Annotated in this window: 16 protein-coding genes; 1 reads left to right on the plus strand and 15 read right to left on the minus strand. The window is 50.7% G+C overall.

Annotated elements, in window-relative coordinates; genetic code table 11:
* The 5 genes from TJ79_RS15575 to pdhA form a co-directional block, all read right to left on the minus strand.
* On the minus strand, positions 1–3,379 hold a 3,379-nt coding region (locus TJ79_RS15575; protein ID WP_081756939.1), incomplete at its 3' end, for a fibronectin type III domain-containing protein.
* A 531-nt stretch (positions 3,380–3,910) separates the two neighbouring features.
* The gene (gene lpdA / locus TJ79_RS15580) at positions 3,911–5,335 is read right to left on the minus strand and encodes a dihydrolipoyl dehydrogenase (protein ID WP_040951263.1); all 1,425 of its coding nucleotides are present in this window, start codon (positions 5,333–5,335) and stop codon (positions 3,911–3,913) included.
* Positions 5,336–5,341: 6 nt separating this feature from the next.
* Entirely contained in the window at positions 5,342–6,703 is a 1,362-nt protein-coding gene (locus TJ79_RS15585; protein ID WP_040951264.1) for a dihydrolipoamide acetyltransferase family protein, read from the minus strand.
* Between the two features lie 23 nt (positions 6,704–6,726).
* Positions 6,727–7,707 carry an alpha-ketoacid dehydrogenase subunit beta gene (locus TJ79_RS15590; RefSeq protein ID WP_040951265.1) on the minus strand — a complete coding sequence of 327 codons (981 nt, stop codon included), beginning with the start codon at positions 7,705–7,707 and terminating at the stop codon, positions 6,727–6,729.
* A 94-nt stretch (positions 7,708–7,801) separates the two neighbouring features.
* Entirely contained in the window at positions 7,802–8,866 is a 1,065-nt protein-coding gene (pdhA, locus tag TJ79_RS15595) for a pyruvate dehydrogenase (acetyl-transferring) E1 component subunit alpha (RefSeq protein ID WP_040951266.1), read from the minus strand.
* Positions 8,867–9,182: 316 nt separating this feature from the next.
* On the opposite strand from pdhA, the gene TJ79_RS15600 reads away from it, so the two are divergent.
* Positions 9,183–9,917: an alpha/beta hydrolase gene (locus TJ79_RS15600; RefSeq protein ID WP_040951267.1), complete on the plus strand. Its 735-nt coding sequence runs from the start codon at positions 9,183–9,185 to the stop codon at positions 9,915–9,917.
* Between the two features lie 19 nt (positions 9,918–9,936).
* On the opposite strand, the gene TJ79_RS15605 is transcribed toward TJ79_RS15600, so the two are convergent.
* From TJ79_RS15605 to spoIIM, 10 genes are all read right to left on the minus strand, one after another.
* Positions 9,937–10,653 (minus strand): SDR family oxidoreductase, encoded by a 717-nt coding sequence (locus TJ79_RS15605; RefSeq protein WP_040951268.1) that lies wholly within the window; start codon positions 10,651–10,653, stop codon positions 9,937–9,939.
* 54 nt (positions 10,654–10,707) lie between these two features.
* Positions 10,708–11,535: a lipoate--protein ligase family protein gene (locus TJ79_RS15610; protein ID WP_040951269.1), complete on the minus strand. Its 828-nt coding sequence runs from the start codon at positions 11,533–11,535 to the stop codon at positions 10,708–10,710.
* Positions 11,532–12,890: a pyrimidine-nucleoside phosphorylase gene (locus tag TJ79_RS15615; RefSeq protein ID WP_040951270.1), complete on the minus strand. Its 1,359-nt coding sequence runs from the start codon at positions 12,888–12,890 to the stop codon at positions 11,532–11,534. Before TJ79_RS15615 ends, TJ79_RS15610 begins: the two co-directional genes overlap by 4 nt.
* Before the next feature lie 134 nt (positions 12,891–13,024).
* Positions 13,025–13,405 (minus strand): cupredoxin domain-containing protein, encoded by a 381-nt coding sequence (locus TJ79_RS15620; RefSeq protein WP_040951271.1) that lies wholly within the window; start codon positions 13,403–13,405, stop codon positions 13,025–13,027.
* 223 nt (positions 13,406–13,628) lie between these two features.
* A complete protein-coding gene (locus tag TJ79_RS15625) occupies positions 13,629–14,456 on the minus strand; it encodes a purine-nucleoside phosphorylase (protein ID WP_040951272.1) in 828 nt (275 codons plus the stop codon).
* Between the two features lie 32 nt (positions 14,457–14,488).
* Positions 14,489–15,673: a phosphopentomutase gene (deoB, locus tag TJ79_RS15630; RefSeq protein WP_040951273.1), complete on the minus strand. Its 1,185-nt coding sequence runs from the start codon at positions 15,671–15,673 to the stop codon at positions 14,489–14,491.
* A gap of 132 nt (positions 15,674–15,805) precedes the next feature.
* On the minus strand, positions 15,806–16,717 hold the full coding sequence (gene xerD / locus TJ79_RS15635) for a site-specific tyrosine recombinase XerD (protein WP_040951274.1): 912 nt from the start codon (positions 16,715–16,717) through the stop codon (positions 15,806–15,808).
* 116 nt (positions 16,718–16,833) lie between these two features.
* Positions 16,834–17,055 (minus strand): DUF4227 family protein, encoded by a 222-nt coding sequence (locus TJ79_RS15640; protein ID WP_162162963.1) that lies wholly within the window; start codon positions 17,053–17,055, stop codon positions 16,834–16,836.
* 175 nt (positions 17,056–17,230) lie between these two features.
* Positions 17,231–17,713 (minus strand): ferric iron uptake transcriptional regulator, encoded by a 483-nt coding sequence (fur, locus tag TJ79_RS15645; RefSeq protein WP_040951276.1) that lies wholly within the window; start codon positions 17,711–17,713, stop codon positions 17,231–17,233.
* 74 nt (positions 17,714–17,787) lie between these two features.
* Positions 17,788–18,435 carry a stage II sporulation protein M gene (gene spoIIM / locus TJ79_RS15650; RefSeq protein ID WP_040951277.1) on the minus strand — a complete coding sequence of 216 codons (648 nt, stop codon included), beginning with the start codon at positions 18,433–18,435 and terminating at the stop codon, positions 17,788–17,790.
* Positions 18,436–18,555 lie beyond the last annotated feature (120 nt).

The following is an 18,555-nucleotide window of genomic DNA, read 5'->3' on the forward strand; positions in this document are numbered from 1 at the left end:
GGAAGTTCTCCGTTTGAAGGTCAAAAGTCATGTTCAATCCGCCGCTGTCCAGTGTGGAAAGCTTCGCAACCGTTCCGGACGCCGGCTTGTCAGCACCATTAATTCCAACATACCAGGTTTTATAATCGGTGATGATTCCCGGTTTGATGGTTTGGATATTGTTCGGATCGCCCGTCGTAACGGTTACAGCATTGCTGGCTGCTGACAAGTTGCCCGCGTCGTCAAACGCTTTTACCGTGAAGGTATATGTCGTCTTCCCTGCCAAACCAGAAACGATATAACTTGTTTTCGTAGTTGTATCCGTTAGAACCCCATTCTTAAAAATCGTATAGCCCGCAACTCCAATATTGTCGGTGGACGCCGTCCATGACAGAGAAGCTGTGGTGATCGCAGGTACAACCGTTAGCCCTGTTGGGGCAGTTGGAGCTGTTTTATCGTTGCTGTCCAGCGTTTTGACGCTTACGGAGTTGCTGGCAGAGGATTGATTGCCGGCGGCATCGATTGCTTTTACAAAGAAGGTATAGGTTGTATTGGCTTTTAATCCTGTAACGGTATAGTTTGCCGATGGACTGATCGCTACCAGAGTTCCATCTTCGTAGACGTTGTATCCTGTGACTCCGACATTGTCCGTTGAAGGACTCCAGCTCAAAGCCACCGTTGAGTATGTTGGTGATGTACCAACCAGATTGGCAGGCGTGGTGGGTGGCGTAGTGTCGTTTGAATCGTTAAAAACCGTACAGGTTTTGGATGTCGCTCGGATACCATATTGACTCTCAATGATTGCACGGCCTTGTTCGGTAAAGCTTGACCCTTGCCAATCGGTGGACATATCCAAATAAGCCAGATCACTGCTGTTTCCTTTCCAAGACCATCCGAGATAACCTACGCTTTTCTCCTTCGAATAGCTCATGATGGTTGCCTCGTCAACGTCGCCATTCGTATGCTTGATCCCGAATTCTCCGATAACGAGAGCCAAGTTCTTATTCAATACGTTGTCGATATTGCTTTTTACAGTGGAGGCATCAGCCCCCGCGTATTCGTACATATGAATGGAGAACATTGTATTTTTCTGAGAATCGGAATTGAATACTTGCGTTCCGTAATCAACTATTGATTGCGGATATTGACCATATCCGGCACAGTCGACCATTATGGTATTTTTGATCCCGGCATTTCGCAGCTTCGGAATAACAGACATATACCCTTGTGCCCAGCCCGCTCCATCCCATGGACCGTACCATTCATTCGCGATGTTAAGGATAACGGTTTTTTCTTTTCCGATCAGTGCGCTCTTCATTTCAATCCAGTAATTCGCGATGTTATCCAATACAGCGGCACTGTTAGAGCCGGTGCCGTCATGCACTTCAAGGATAACGACTAATTTGTTCTTCTCTGATAAAGTGATCAGGTTTTGTATCGATTCCAGACTGTCTTTCGTCCATTGCTCACCGTCTGACAGCACGATGCGGATGGTGTTCGCTCCCGTTTGGGCAATCGCAGGAATCGCAACTGACTCTTGGCCCTTATACCATGTGTAAGCGTGATTGATTCCCCTCATCACAAAAGGATTTCCGTTGGCATCATAAAGGGTTGTTCCTTTAATGTAGAAACCTGTATCTGTGGGAGTGGGATTCGTTATGACAACTAAAGCGGTGCTCGCTCCTGAGACATTACCCGCTGCATCCTTAGCTTTTACCGTAAAGCTGTACGATGTGTTGGCCGTAAGACCCGTCACCGTATAACTTGTCGTCTGGCTTGAACCTGCTAAGGTTGTTCCGTTGTAGTAGATATCGTAGCCGGTTACGCCTACATTGTCCGTCAATGCCGTCCATGTAAGGTTAACGGATGTGCTTGTCTTGGAAGAGCTTGCCAAATTGGTTGGCACCGTAGGAGCGATCGTATCCTTCGAGGCGTCTGTTGTTACGCTGATAGCGGTGCTCGCTCCTGAAACATTACCCGCCGCATCCTTGGCTTTTACCGTAAAGCTGTACGAAGTGTTGGCCGTAAGACCCGTCACCGTATAACTTGTCGTTGTGCTCGAGCCCGTCAAGGTTGCTCCGTTGTAAATATCGTAGCCGGTGACGCCTACATTGTCCGTCGATGCCGTCCATGTAAGGTTAACGGATGTGCTTGTCTTGGATGGGCTTTGCAGGTCCGTTGGCACAGTAGGCGCAGTCTTATCTTCTGCCGTGTCGATTCGCGTGAACTTCCATTTTTGTTGTGCGTTGCCGTTATCGGTCCATTGTTGAACATTCGCTCCATCATTGGTATACCCGCCAACTACATCCAATGCTTTGCCGCTGGCTTGGCAGAGCAATTTATAGTATCCTCCGCCAACGTCCACGATCTTCCACTTTTGATTGGATGAGCCGTTGTCCGTCCACTGCTGCACATTAGCCCCATCTGCCGTAGAGGCTGAGGCTACATCCAATGCTTTGCCGCTGGATTGCACGATCAGCTTATAATACCCGCCACCGACGTCAATCACTTTCCACTTTTGTTGGACATTTCCGTTATCCGTCCATTGTTGCACATTGGCTCCGTCAGCGGTTAACCCCCCTTCTACGTCCAGGTTTTTTCCGCTATGCTGTGCCGTAAGTTTGTAAATTGCGCCTGAAACAATGTCAGAGCCAGGAGCACTGGTCGTAATCGTAATCACGTTGCTCGAAGCTGATACATTCCCTGCAGCGTCTTTTGCCCTGACAGAAAAATTGTACGCCGTACTCGCCGTTAAACCGGCAACCATAAACGATGTCGTCGTACTGGATCCTGCAAGGGCAGATCCATTGTAAATGTCATAACCCGCGACACCTACATTGTCTGTCGATGAAGTCCAAGATAAGCTTACTGTCGTATCCGATTTCGAGGAACTGGTCAGGTTTGCGGGAGAGGTCGGAGGTGTGAGATCTGCTTCACTGTCTGCATAAACTTCAAAATCCCAAAGAGAATACCCATAATTGGTAGCTCTTTGTATCCCATTCATCTTTACATATCGTGCGTTTGTTGTGTTGAACGAGATGTTGTCGGTTCCTCCGTCTCCATTCGTGGTGGAAAACACGGTAGTCCAATTCGTATTATCCGTTGATGTCTGAATTTGGTAGGACTTCGCATAAGCGACTTCCCAGTTCAGCATGACACCATTTATTGCGATTGTCGTGCCGAGATCGATACTGATCCACTGTGGATCTGAATATTGGGAGGACCATCTTGTCGATGAGTTGCCGTCAACCGCGAAAACAGCCGCTTTATCCGAGTCCTCGACAGAGCTTGCTGTAACAGATTTATTAAGTGCGACATTAGTGGCAGCGCTTGCAGACAAGGCCGGCAGCATACAAACAAGCATCCCCAGCATAAGCAAACATGTTACGAACTTCTTCATTCCTAAACCTCCAAGAGATCAGAATAATTTGATTCGTTACACCTCAGATCACGTCGCGCAGTTCTGGAAGTATTCAACAGCTATCCAAACCGTCTTCTGGGTCCCCTCTTCCATCGCATATTTATTCAAATTTCCATCCCTCAGCCCAATACACTCCTCTCTTCCAGCCATGATTAGGGAAAGAAACAAGAACACAGAAACACCGAAAAATGATCAGGACACAAAAATTAAGCGCTTTCAGTTACCGAATGAAGCTATCCGATACAGACTATTATGTAGTATTGAATTTACAGTTTGCTATTTTGTTTGTCAATAGTTATCATAACAATTATCGAAATTTAATTTTTTATACTAACATAATAATAATTTTAGATAAACGGTGAATTAGTACCCTTCTTATAAGGGGTTTACTGGCGATCCGTAATTATCAAAGTTTTAGCTACCAACGAAAAAAGCCTGCTCCCGGCAGCCATAAGGCTGACCGTGAAGCAGGCTTTGTAACACATGATGTACTCACAAAGAGTTGTAATCTTATTTTTTCGGCAGGATTTGGTGGATCGGCGTACCCAGAGCGCCTTCTGCGGTATCCATGATCATTTCACCCAAAGTCGGGTGAGCATGAATGGTCAGGGCGATGTCTTCCAAGGTTGCGCCAAGCTCGATGGCAAGTCCCAGCTCAGCGATGAGGTTGGAGGCTTCGACACCGACAATTTGGCTTCCCAGCACGACGCCGGTGTCCTTGTCAGCAATGATCTTGACGAAGCCGTCGGAAGCGCCCAGTGATGTGGCGCGGCCGTTGCCGGCATACGGGAACTTGTTGGCTACGATGTTCTTGCCCTTTTCCTTCGCTTCCGTTTCGCTCAAGCCGACACTGGAAATTTCCGGATCAGAGAAGACAACCAGAGGCATAGCCCGATAGTCCACTTCACTGGGATGTCCGGCAATGGCTTCTGCAGCCACTTTGCCTTCGTAGGAAGCTTTATGAGCAAGAGCTGCTCCCGGTACGATATCCCCAATGGCATAGACGTGCGGATTGCTGGTGCGGCCTTGCTTGTCAACCTTGATCAGGCCGCGCTCGCCGACTTCTACGCCTGCCAAGGCTAGGCCGAAGTCTTCGTCATCTGTGTTGGGCTTGCGGCCGACGGTAACGAGTACGTAATCGGCGGTTACTTTCTTCTCTTCGCCTTTTACCGTGAATGTTACGGTTACGTTTTTATCCGTCACTTCAGAGCTTTGAGCAAGCGCCTCGGTGAAGATTTCCGCGCCGGTTTTTTGCAGGTTTTTCACAACGAGATTGGTCAGTTCCTTCTCGAAGCCGGGCAGGATTTGGCCGGAGCCTTCCAGGATCGTTACTTTTGTGCCGAACTTAGAATAGGCTTGGCTCAACTCGACGCCGATATAGCCGCCGCCAATGACGACCATGCTCTGTGGAACTTCCTTCAGGCTGAGGGCTTCCGTCGATGACAGGATGCGCTCGCCGTAAGGGAAGGTTTTCAGTTCGATAGGACGGGAACCGGTGGCGATGATGCAATCCTTGAAGCGATAGCGCATTTGCTCGTGTTCGTTGAACAAGCGGGCTTCCGTCTCGTTTATAAACATCGCTTCGCCATTAAATACGGTGACTTTGTTGCCTTTCAGCAAACCGCCGACACCGCCGGTCATCTTTTTGACGACGGAGTCTTTCCAGGCTTGCACCTTGCTCCAATCGAATTTCACGTTGTCCGCAGTGATGCCAATATCGCTGCCGTGCAGCGCTTGTTCATATTGATGGCCTGCGGAGATCAAGGCCTTCGAAGGAATACAGCCGCGGTTCAAACATACGCCGCCCAATTCCGCCTTGTCGACGATCACTACGTTTTTGCCAAGCTGGGCTGCACGGATTGCGGCTACATACCCGCCGGGACCTGCACCGATTACCAATACGTCAATATCTACAGAAGCGTCACCTACTACCATGACCGCTTACACCTCCATCAGGAACAGATCAGGATCAGCAAGCAATTGCTTGATGTAATTCAGGAAATTTTGCGCCGTCGCACCGTCAATGATGCGGTGGTCGAAGCTCAAGGAGAGTGCCATAACCGGAGCGGCAACGATTTCTCCGCCGCGGACGATCGGTTTTTCCGAGATCCGGCCGGTGCCCAGGATGGCTACTTCCGGGAAGTTGATGATCGGCGTGAAGAACATGCCGCCGGCAGAGCCGATGTTTGTGATGGAAATGGTGCTGCCGCGCATTTCGTTCGCCGCCAGTTTTCCTTCGCGGCCGCGGGCTGCCAAGTCCTTGATAGCCGCTGCAATGCTGAATACGTTCTTGCGATCCGCGTCTTCGATGACAGGAACGATCAAGCCGTTGTCCGTATCCGTAGCGATGCCGATGTTGTAGTACTTCTTGTAGACGATTTCGCCTGCTTGTTCATCCAGCATGGCGTTCATGACCGGGAATTCGCGGCAAGCGGCAACCAGCGCTTTGACGATGAAAGGCAGGTAGGTGACCTTGACGCCTTTCTTCTCGGCGAGAGGCTTCATCCGGGTACGGAATTCCACCAACTTCGTGACGTCGACTTCGTCCATCAGCGTGACGTGAGGAGCAGTGTACGCCGATTTGACCATGGCATTGGAAATCGCTTTGCGAATGCCTTTGAATGGTACGCGCTCTTCTTCGCGGGCGCCAGGCGCTGCAGAAGCTGCAGCTTTCGCCGCGGGAGCCGCTTCGGCTTTGGCCGCTGCCGGTGCTTCTGCTGCCGCAGGAGCCGCTGCTTTGCCGCCGCCGTTTACGAAGGCCAAAACGTCTTCGCGGGTTACGCGGCCGGCTGGGCCGGATGCCGGAACGTCGGCAATGGATACGCCATGTTCACGGGCCAGCTTGCGAACGCTCGGCGTTGCTTGCACTTCGGAAGCATCCTTGCCGGAAGCCGCTGCGCTTGCGCCAGCCGCATTGCCTGCGCTTTGCGCCGTCGTTGCCAATTTCGGATCATTGACATTTTGGGTAACCGCTTGGCCGACATTTTCTTTGACGTTGTCAGCGGATTGCGGCGCCTCGGTGGAACCTGCATCCGGCTCGTCATCTTGCTCGGGAATATCGCCTTCCGCTTCGATGATCGCCACTACCTCGCCTACATGGCACACTTGGCCATCCTTCACGAATACTTCCAATACTTTGCCGTTAACCGGACACGGTACTTCCACGACCGCCTTGTCGTTTTGCACGTCCATGATAATGTCTTCATCCGTTACTGTATCACCGGCTTTGATGTGGATTTTGACGATCTCGCCTTCATGGAGACCTTCGCCCAACTCCGGAAATTTATACTTGAATTTTGCCACGATTACTTCCTCCTTGTAGCGGTTTAGAAATCCAGTACTTTATTGAGACCGGCGACGATGCGAGCCGGGTTCGGAATCCATTGATCTTCAATTTGCGCAAAAGGATACACCGTGTCTGGAGGCGTGATCCGCAGTACGGGAGCTTCCAGGTGAAGGATCGCCTTTTCGTTGATTTGCGCGATGATTTCGGCGGCGATACCAGACGATTTTTGCGCTTCAGAAACGACCACCGCACGGTTCGTCTTCTTGATGGATTCCACGATGGTGTCGATATCCAGCGGATTCAGCGTACGAAGGTCGATGACTTCCACTTCAACGCCGCGGGCTTTCTTGATGTCTTCCGCTGCTTGTAGCGATTTGTGCACCATTTGGCCATAGGTCAAAATCGTCACATGTTTGCCTTCGCGAACGACATTGGCTTTTCCGATCGGCACGGTGTACTCGCCTTCCGGCACTTCTGCGCGGAATGCGTGGTAGAGGTTCAGGTGCTCCATGAAGAAGACCGGATCGTTGTCGCGGATAGCCGAGATCATCAAGCCTTTGGCATCATAAGGATTGGACGGAACAACCAGTTTGATCCCCGGGGTTTGAGCGATCAGTCCTTCCAACGGGTCGGTATGCAGCTCAGCCGCTTTTACGCCGCCTCCGAATGGAGTACGGAACACGATTGGAGCCGTGTAGCGTCCACCGGAACGGTAGCGCAGGCGGGCAGCTTGGACGAGAATTTGATCAAGAGCTTCATAAATAAAACCAACGAACTGGATTTCCGCAATCGGACGGAACCCTTGAATAGCCAAACCGACAGCCATACCGGCCAGACCGGATTCTGCCAGCGGCGTATCGAATACGCGATCTTCACCGAATTCCTTTTGCAGGCCTTCCGTTACGCGGAATACGCCGCCTACATTGCCCACATCTTCACCAAACAAGAGTACGTTGGGGTCTCGTTTCAATTCGACGCGCATGGCGTCGCGGACTGCTTCTTTCAGATTCATTTGTGCCATGACAACCGATATCCTCCTCTTAGGAAGTGTCTGCAAGATGTTAACCCGAAGCCATCTTCCTTAATCTAAAATCCTTCTATTTCACGCTCGCCGCTCAGGCGAAATCCGCTTTTTGCTCTTCCAGGTGCTTCGGAGTCGTTTCGAACATGCTATCGATCAGGCCGGAGATGGTCATCTTCTCTACCGCTTCCGCTTTCTTGATCTGCTCGGCTACAGTAGCCTTCGCTTCTTCACGTACACGGGCCGTATCTTCTTCTGACCAAAGTCCCTTAGATTCCAAATATTTTCCAAAGCGAGCGATCGGGTCTTTTTCGCCCCATTCTCCTTCTTCTTCCTTCGTCCGGTATTTCGTTGGGTCATCAGACAAAGAGTGCGGTTTAAAGCGATAAGTGACGGATTCGATCAGCGTTGCGCCTTCGCCATTGCGAGCGCGGTCCGCAGCATCCTTCACCGCTTTGTAAACGGCTAGCACGTCCATGCCGTCTACTTGCACGCCGCGGATACCGACGGCCAGCGCCTTATGAGCGACGGATTGGGCTGCGGTTTGTTTGGCAAAAGGAGTGGTGATGGCATAACCGTTGTTTTGAACTACAAAGATGGCAGGCAGCTTATAAGCTCCGGCAAAGTTCAGCGCTTCGTAGAAATCGCCTTCGGAGGAGCCGCCGTCGCCGGTGTAGGTGATGGCTAAGTTTTTCTTGTTGCGCTTTTTGAAGCCCATGGCGATGCCCATGGCATGAAGCACTTGTGCGCCGATGATGATTTGCGGAATCAAAACGTTTACGCCTTCCGGTATTTGGCCGCCGTGTTGATGGCCGCGGGAATAAAGAAATGCTTGATAAAGCGGAAGACCGTGCCAGACGATTTGCGGAATATCGCGATATCCCGGGCAAACGTAATCTTCTTTCTCCAGTGCAAATTCACTGCCGATCATCGAGGCTTCCTGTCCGGAAACCGGAGCATAAAATCCGAGTCTGCCTTGGCGTCCCAAGTTGATGGCCCGCTCATCCCAAGTGCGAGTGAACACCATCCGACGCATCAGTTCTTTCAGCTGCTCGTCGCTGAGATCCGGCATTTCTTCCTTATTTACAACTTCTCCTTCAGGAGAAATGATCGTAAGCGCCTTGACCTCTGCCGAGGAAACTTCATAATCCTTAGCCATGATTCCTCACCTTTCTTATATGCGTTTCTGTTATACACATATTATAATACTGTTTTAATCAGATTGCCAGCATAAAAGTAATAAATATCACAGAAAAATTCAAATCTGTTAGTGATACAGGTATCGTATTATTATATAACAGATGATTGATTCCCCCAATATTTACCCGTATAAAATCATTAATGAAACCATTTTTCACTTGAAACAGCGATTCGGAGCCCTTGCTATTTTTCACATGTCGCAGAGTTCGAAACGGTTTGTTATAATCGAAAGAACTTCTTACGACGAAAATCCATTCCCATATGAGGTGACATAGTTGGACCCATTTGCCTACACCAAACGTACGATTATCAAAAAACAGTTGGATTCCGAAGCGCTGGGAAAAGAACGCAGCTTATGGATTTACCTTCCGCCAGGCTATAACGAACTGCAGACTTATCCGGTTGTCTATTGCCAAGACGGGATTGAATTCTTCAACTTTGGACGCATCGCTACCCATACGAATTACTTGGTCCTTGAAGAGGATATGGAGCCGCCCATCATTGTGGGCATCGCTGTTGATTTACCCAATCGCTCTCAAGAGTATTCCCCCGCTGGAGACCGCTATGCGGCTTATTGCCGCTTTATCACGGAGGAGCTGCTGCCTTTTATCGAAGGAGAATTCCCTGTACGTAATGATAATGACGGGCGGATTCTCGCGGGAGACTCCTTAGGGGGGACGGTATCCCTGCATTTGGCTCTGGATTACCCGGAGCTTTTCCATAAAGTGATCGCTTTATCCGGCGCCTTCCTTGATCCCACGCTTCGTATACTGGCGGAGAAATCCGACCTTAGCTTTCTGGACCTCTACATGCTGATTGGGCTTGAGGAAAATGAAGTGAAAACCGACTGGGGAAGCTTCGACTTTCTCACATTCAATCGCCAAGCAAAAAAGCTGCTGACAGACAAAAACGCCCAGCTCGTTTACAAGGAAACGAACGGACGTCATATATGGGGCTTCTGGCAAAATGAATTGCAGGAAGCGCTGAAGCATTTTCTCAAGAGCAGATAACAGATACGGAAGGCTGAATCTACCAGGGCAAAGCCGCACCGGAGTAATCGAGGTAAGCCGGCTTATCCCCAATGTACTTGCTGTGTTCAGCGATACGCGCGCAAATGGCTATAGCCGATTGTTCGGGGGTAAGCTCTCCTTGGGTGTCGAGCTTGCCTTGCATATAGGTTTGCACCCAACCTGGATGAACCACCATCACTTGCCCGCCCTTTTTCCGAATATGGTTGTGAATGAGGGCGGATTGCATGTTTAGTGCTGACTTAGACATACAGTATGCATACCAGGACTCCCGGCTGCTGTCCCCAATACTCCCGGCTTCCGAGCTGATATTGACGATGAGCTTCATCTCGCCTGCCTCAAGATAAGGGTAGAGCGCGTTGGACATTCGCAAGGAACCGATGGCATTTACCCGAAAAACCTCTTCCATTTGAGCAAAATCCATCTCGTCCTCGATCGTCGCCTGAATGTCCCCGAGAATCGCGGCGTTATTAATCAAAAGCTCCAGCCGGTCGGTTTTTTCATTAATGCTCCTTACCGTTGCTTTAACGCTCTCACCATCGGTAACATTCAACTCCACGATATGCAAAGCTTCTCGATGAGCGGCTTTCAGGCCATCCAATTCATGATTCTCCTGCAAAAACTTCCCCGCAAACACCTGATATCCTTCCGCAAGCAGCTGTTTAACCAAATGCAGGCCGATTCCCCGGTCAGCTCCAGTCACGCACGCGTAACGCATTCTCCATCTGTCTCCCCTCAAATGAACCTCGCAAAAACGAACCAGTCGACGGTGTCATTCATACCGTTTTCTTAGCACGTCGATCATCTCGGAGATTTTGTTTAGCGGCAGTTCGGAACCACTTAACGTTTCCGTCTCCCCTTTTGTCATTAGCCATTTCTTGACTCCCGCAATAAACTGTTCCGCTGATGCAGGTCCGCCAAGCTCAGCCAGACTGGCCATCGTCCCCGTCTCGACCAAAGGATGACTCGTTGGTGCCTCTGTACCGGTTTCCTTTGCCATAGGCTCCGCCGCTTGATCGTAAAAGCTTCGCACCAGCGTGCGGCGTTCCTCACCGCTGCCTTCCACGACGACAAAGGCTTGTACGATAAAAGCTTTGCTCAGCCGGCGCTGGGCAATCCCGCAAAATTTCCGCCCTTGTATACTTAAATCAAAATCTCCCGGACAATAAGCGCCGGTAATTTCCCCTGCTTCCACATGGACACCGTTCGCCATTAAAGCCCCCTTGATCAAATCCACCATAATCGTGAAATCATCGCGGAAATCAAGGGATTTTCCGGGGTTAGGGATGATGATGGACAGATTGACCACCCCCGGATCAAGGGGCACGGCAGCCCCGCCGGAGTTGCGCACCGCAACTTCATACCCCTGACCCCGCAGCGTGTTCATTGCTCGCACCGCCTCCGGCAGTCTGCGGTCTCGCAGCCCCATAACAAATCCGCGGGGATGACGCCATATGTGAACCATAGGTAGCCGAACGCCATCGCCCACTTCCTTGCCGATGACTTCGTCCATTGCGAAAGGAAAAAGAATATCCCGTTCCTCCACTATTGTTGCCAGGTCAACAACTTGCAGGCGTTCCGGCCAACCCTCTAGGCTCATAACCGTTCCTCATCCTGCCTCGGAACGAGCATCTCCGTGCCTTTTCGGGAAACAACGGCATAAATGAGCGCTGGGTGATCTACTTTTTCCGGTGAAATCGAAAATGCGCCCGCTACCTTGTCCGCAACCTGGTTTTCAAGTTCGTCTCCGCCGCCATTAATGTACAGCTCTGCTAGGATGTCTCCCTGCTCTACCCGATCACCGATTCCTTTGAAAAGCTTGACGCCGACGCCGAGGTCGATCACCGACTCCTTAGTCGCCCGGCCTGCGCCTAGCAGCATGGCGGCAACACCGATCTCCTCTGCCTCCACCGCCGCTACATAACCGCTCGCAGCCGCCCGCACCGGGACGATCCGTTCCGCTCCCGGCAAAAGGGACAAGTCATCAACTACCGCAGGGTTCCCTTCTTGAGCCGCAATCATATCCTTCAGCTTCCGAAGGCCTGATCCATCGGCGATGATTTGCTGCAACATTTTACGGGCTTCTGTCAAATCCGCCGCGACGCCAGCCAAAACCAGCATGTGCGAGCCAAGGGTCAAGGATACCTCCAACAATCTCGGCGAGCCTTTGCCCTGCAAGACCTCAATGGCTTCCCGCACCTCTAAGGCATTGCCGATGCTGCTGCCAAGGGGTTCCTCCATACCGGTCAGCACCGCCACCGTTTCCCTTCCCGTTTCCACGCCAATCGAAACCATCGTCTCGGCGAGGGCGATGGCATCGTCCAATGTTTTCATGAAGGCGCCGCCCCCAACTTTTACATCCAAGACGATCGCATCCGCTCCGGCTGCCAGCTTTTTGCTCATGATGGAGCTGGCGATGAGCGGGATCGAGTCTACGGTAGATGTGACGTCCCGCAAACTGTACAGCTTCTTGTCCGCCGGAGTGATGTCGCCGGTTTGCCCGATGACAGCGGCTCCTACCCGATTCACCTGCTCAATGAACTGCTCCCTCGTCCGCTCCGTCTGAAATCCGGGGATCGATTCCAGTTTATCAATCGTCCCGCCGGTATGCCCCAATCCTCTGCCGGACATTTTTGCAACAGGCGCTCCCGCTGCGGCAACAAGGGGGACGATAACCAGGCTGCCTGTATCTCCGACTCCCCCAGAGCTGTGCTTATCCACCTTTATCCCGCTGATGGGGCTAAGATCGATTTGCTCCCCGGACTTCGCCATTTCCAGAGTCAATTGAGCCGTCTCCCGTGGCGTCATGCCGCGGAAGTACACCGCCATTGCCCAAGCGGCCATTTGATAATCCGGAATATCCCCCGCCGTATACCCTTGTATAAGAAAAGCCAGCTCCTCCGCCGAAAGCTCCAAGCCGTCTCTTTTTTTGCGGATCAAGTCTACCGTTCTCATGCTATCCTCTCCATTTCTGCACGGATTCTCGCACTAAAGTTATCCCAACGTGAATATTCTGCCAAAAAACAAATAAAGAAGCAAACGGCATTTTTAGCCGGCTGCTTCTCATCTTCTCATCTTTGCATTATCGCTTATTCGGTTACGACTAGCTTGGCTGCCATTGTCGCATGTCCCGGACCGCAAGGCAACTCACATCTCACTTCATAGGTGCCCGCCTTATCGAAGGTAACCTCCGCTTCCGGCGACGACTTCTTCAAATGAACATTAAGATCCTTAATGCCCACTTCGTGCAGCCCTTCATTGATCTTCAATACCAATGTCTTAGTTTCCCCTACCTTGACGGTATACTCGGGCTGGTCAAACTTGTAATTGCTCACCGTAAAGATCAGTTTCTTGTCCGCATTAGGGTCTGGAGCGTTTTCCTTCGCATTGGTGGATACTTGACTAAACAAAGCCCCGATGCCGAGTACCGCAGCTCCAATGATTAAGACAAACATAATCCATTTATGCATGCAAAAAGCTCTCCCTTCCGAGTGGCCTTCATTACCTCTATTTTACTCGAAAATGAATGCGGTTCCGAGCCGGGACCTTTCCAAGAAAGTGAACAATCTGTGACATTTATCACGCCCAAAATATCCCATTTCCCTCATATTGTACTTCAAAGCCATTAAAAAAGCACCCTCCAATAGGAAAGGCGCTTTTCAGTGTGATTTCTTTCTCTTAATTCGAGTAAAATTAGATCTTCGGAAGAATAGCCAGGATCAGGCCAAGAAACTTATCCTTCACCCGATCCGCCGCTTCCATCACTTCCGCGTGGGAAAGAGGCTGATCCAAAATGCCTGCCGCCATATTCGATATGCAGGAGAAGCCTAATACTTCTATGCCGGCATGGCGAGCTACCATGACTTCCGGGACGGTGGACATGCCAACGGCGTCTGAGCCAACGATCCTTAGCATACGGATTTCCGCCGGCGTTTCGTAAGCCGGTCCGCTCATTGCGGCATATACCCCTTCCCTCAGACTGAAGCCCAGTTCCGCTGCCGTCTCGTGTGCAAGCTTCCGAAGACGTTTACTGTATGCTTCCGACATGTCCGGAAAGCGAACACCGAGAGAATTATCGTTCGGCCCGATCAGCGGGTTGCGGAACATGAAATTCAAATGGTCGCTGATCACCATCAAGTCTCCAACATCAAAGGATTCATTTACCCCGCCGGCAGCGTTCGTGACCAGCAGCGTCTTTACGCCCAGCTTCTTCATGACCCGCACCGGGAAGGAAACCGCATCGGGCTCATATCCTTCATAGGTGTGAAAACGGCCCTTCATCATCAGCACTTGGCGGCCTTTTACTTTACCCAGCAGCAGCTCTCCGGCATGCCCCTCAACCGTGGAAACGGGGAAGAACGGGATCTCATGATAAGGGACCACAACCGCGTCTTCAATCAAGTCCGCCAATATTCCCAATCCGGAGCCTAAAATGAGGCCGATCTCCGGCGTTTCTCCACTTCTTGCCGCTATTGCCGCTGCCGCTTGATCGATTCTCTCCAGCAAACTAACCTTTTCCATCCTTCATCTCCTGCCCTTCCCATTATGAAGTGTTAGTTACTCGTTTTTAATTCGGATAAAAAGCTATCCCCATTTGCCGGCGCCGTCACTCCGAAATTATCGGCGATAGTCGCCCCTAGATCGGCGAAAGTTTTACGGATGCCCAGCGATTCGGTGCCTTTAAAAGCGGGGCTGTAGACCAAAAGCGGAACATATTCCCGAGTGTGATCCGTTCCGGCATGAATCGGATCATTGCCATGATCGGCAGTCAGAATCAGCAAATCTTCTTCGCTGATTTCCTTCATAATCTCGGGCAGCGCCGCGTCGAAAGCCATGAGTGCCGCTCCGTAGCCTTCCGGATCACGCCTGTGGCCGTACAGGGAGTCGAAATCCACCAAATTGGTAAACAGGAGACCCTGAAAATCCCGCTTCAGACCTGCGATGGTTTTCTCCACCCCATCTTCGTTGCTCTTAGTGGGATGAGCTTCCGTTACCCCTTCACCGGTGTAGATGTCATTGATTTTCCCAACGGCAATGACGTCCAGTCCGGCATTCTTCAAATGGTTCATGACCGTTGGCTCCGGCGGTTTCACCGCGTAATCATGACGGTTAGGCGTACGCTTGAAAGCTCCGGGCTGGCCGATATAAGGACGGGCGATAACTCGGCCGACGGAGAACTCCGCTTTCAAGGTCAATTCCCGGGCGATTTTGCAGGCGGCGTATAGCTCTTCGAGAGGAATGATCTCCTCGTGAGCAGCGATTTGAAATACACTGTCTGCGGATGTATAAACGATCCAGGCACCGGTTTTCATCTGCTCTTCGCCCAGCTCGTCCAAAATTTCCGTTCCCGATGCCGGCTTGTTGCCGGTTACTTTGCGTCCGGTCAAACGCTCAAACTCGCTCAAAAGAGCCGGCGGGAATCCCTCCGGATAAACGTTAAAAGGAACATTGATTTTCAGCCCCATGATCTCCCAGTGTCCGGTCATCGTATCCTTGCCGACGGAGACTTCCTGCATTTTGCCGTAATACGCGGCGGGTTTCTCGACAGCAGCGACTCCTTGAAGCTTCTCGATATTGCCGAGTCCCAGAGCCTGCATATGAGGCACAGCGAAGCCCCTAACCTTTTCTGCGATATGTCCCAACGTATGCGCTCCCGCATCCCCAAAACCGGGGGCGTCCGGCTGCTCGCCGATGCCTACGCTGTCCAGCACGATTAAACAAATTTTGCGAAATGCCATCGTGGATCTCCTCCAATGTATGATGTTTTCTGGCTGAACCAATTATTGTATCACCGGATGAGAAGCAAGGAAAAAGCCCCCGAAGGAGCCTCCTTTTTCCTCACCCCATATTTACCCATATTGCCGCCTTCGTCAAGCGCCGCTTTCCACTTCACGTGCACGGGGATGAGCGCGGTCGTATACTTCCTTCATATTCGTCTTGGTCATTTGAGTATAGATCTGAGTCGTAGAAATATCCGCGTGACCCAGCATTTCTTGAACGGAACGCAAATCAGCGCCGTTGTCGAGCAGATGCGTTGCGAAGGAGTGACGCAAGGTATGAGGCGTAATTTCTTTTTCGATATGCGCTTCTTTCGCATATTTCTTAATAATCTTCCAAAATCCTTGACGGGTTAACCGTGTACCCAAATGATTGATGAATAGTGCGTCTACTTCATCCGACACCTTCAGCAAATAGGGTCTCATGTATCGTATGTATTCATCCAACCACCGAGCCGCCGTTTTGCCGAGGGGAATGACCCTCTCCCGAGATGCCTTGCCCATACACCGCACAAAGCCCATTTCGGTATTGATGCTATCCACATCCAAGGAAATGAGTTCGGTCACACGGATTCCCGTTGCATAGAGAAGTTCCAGCATCGCCTTGTCCCGGACTCCGGCAGGAACGGACGGTACAGGCGCCTCCAACAGCTTCAGCACTTCATCCACGGTGAGCACCTGTGGAAGCCGTTTATCCAATTTAGGCGCTTCCAATTGCTGGGACGGATCATGATCAAGTACCCGCTGACGAATCATGAATTGATAAAAAGAGCGGATAGAGACGATGCTGCGGGACATGGTGGAAGAAGCCCTGCCTTTTCCCTTCATCTCCAGCAAGTATTTTTGAATATGAATTTTGTTGGAATCCCTGAGCTCCGTAACCCCGTTCACGTTCAAAAAGTCAATATACTGGCTGATATCGCGTTGGTAAGATTCCAGGGTGTTCTGCGCCAGGCCTTTTTCAGCAGCTAGGTATTGAATAAAGGTCTGAAGCGTTTCTCTCATGATAACGATGCCCCTTGTCGAATAAGTTCTATTTCTTTTCCACACAGGGGACCCGATTTCCTGCATGATCGTGTACGTTTCTAGTCATATTTTCATAGATTCCCCTTGAAAACAGCCTATTCCCCGTACCAATAGAACCGTTTTAAGCGCTCTCCGAAGCTGTATCCTTCTTCCTGAACGGCATCCCGAACGTATCCGTTTGTGCTAATAACAACCTTTTCCTGCGGCTGTTGTTCCGGTTGGACCCGCTCACGCAAAAAATCGATGCAAACATAGAAAAAGACGGTGAACACGAAAAAGAGAATCGTACGTTTCAACACCCGGAGCAATCTAGGCAATGAGATAATCATCATTTTCCCCGCTTTCGCACAGGCTCATCCTCTACCCGGCTTGTATCCTTGACTATTGATAGATATGCAGAATTAGCCTTGTCTATGATGGTCAAAGGTAGAAGCAATCCATGTGCGACCCGCGGTGAAAAAAAACATACCCTTTGTCAGCCCTGTCAGGCTATCAAAGGGTACTGCCGTTTATTTGTACAGGTGTTTTCGCCCGTTCTTTCGCGCTGCATTCCTTGCATATGCCTTGAAAGTCCAAACGATGATCGAGAACCTTAAACCCGTATTCCTGCTCCAGCCGTTCTTCCAACGGGCCAAGCCAATCGTCCAGAATCTCGCTTACCGAGCCGCATTGTACACAGATGAGATGATGATGATGATGCCGGGTTCGATCGTTGCGCAAATCATAGCGGGCTACTCCGTCGCCAAAGTTCATTTTCTCCAAAACGTGAAGCTCGCTTAACAGCTCGAGAGTCCGGTAAACCGTAGCCAAGCCAATTTCGGGCGCCTTATCCTTTACGAGCATAAACACGTCTTCAGCACTCAAATGGTCTTCCTCATTCTCCAGCAAAACCCGGACCGTGGCTTCACGTTGAGGCGTCAGTTTGTAGCCCTGAGATTGCAATTGTTGTTTGATTTTCTCAATTCGGGCTTCCATACTTCTCCCCCTTGCACGGGTGCTATATGTTTTCATTATAGGAGGATAGCGGAGTCAAAGTCAAACAGTATCTCTCAATCCGCAACGCCTAAAGTCAGGAACGGCGTCACATTACCCATCAAATTGGGAGACACGTAGGCCTCAAACAGCGATACGCCCGCAGCGAGGATCAACATGACAGCCATTAATAGCCCGTATTTTACAAACGGCGGCAAGACCTGTCCTTTGTTTTGCAAAACGCGATTTTTGACCAGGTAAATCGAAAAGCTCATTCCGGCAACGCTTCCGATAATTAAGAGCGGGATTAGCACCAAATTTTGCGGCACCACCGATACCAAGGAGAAGAGCAGCCCCTTCCAGGAATACTGCGCGGCGAGAAAACTGACGGTAAACCCAATCAGTGCCCCCTTCAAAAAGTCCATCACAAAGATAATCGGCAGCCCCACCACAGACAGCCCCAAGAGCCAGATCAGCAAAATCCACTTGGCATTCAGACCGAAAATGTTCCAAAAGATCCGGCTGCGGTCCGAGCCGAAACCAATGTCCACCGATTGAAAAAAATTGCCCAAATGGCGGCTCAGCTCCTGATTCATATCCAGGGTCAGCGCGCTGACCAGCACCGCGCCGAAAACAACCCCCGTGCCGAAGATGGCGGCGATAAAAATGACAAAAGGCATATTTTCCTTCCAGTAGGCTTTGAACGGCGGTTGACCGAGAGGCATGCTTGTCCCTCCTTATTCCTCCGTATATATGTATGAAGAAATGGAGAAGAGATGACTATAAGATCTGGAATTCCTCAACCATTTCTGCGCTTTTGTCTACCTACATATCGAAAAATATGG

The organism is Gorillibacterium massiliense (assembly GCF_000455485.1).
GTDB classification, from domain to species: domain Bacteria; phylum Bacillota; class Bacilli; order Paenibacillales; family NBRC-103111; genus Gorillibacterium; species Gorillibacterium massiliense.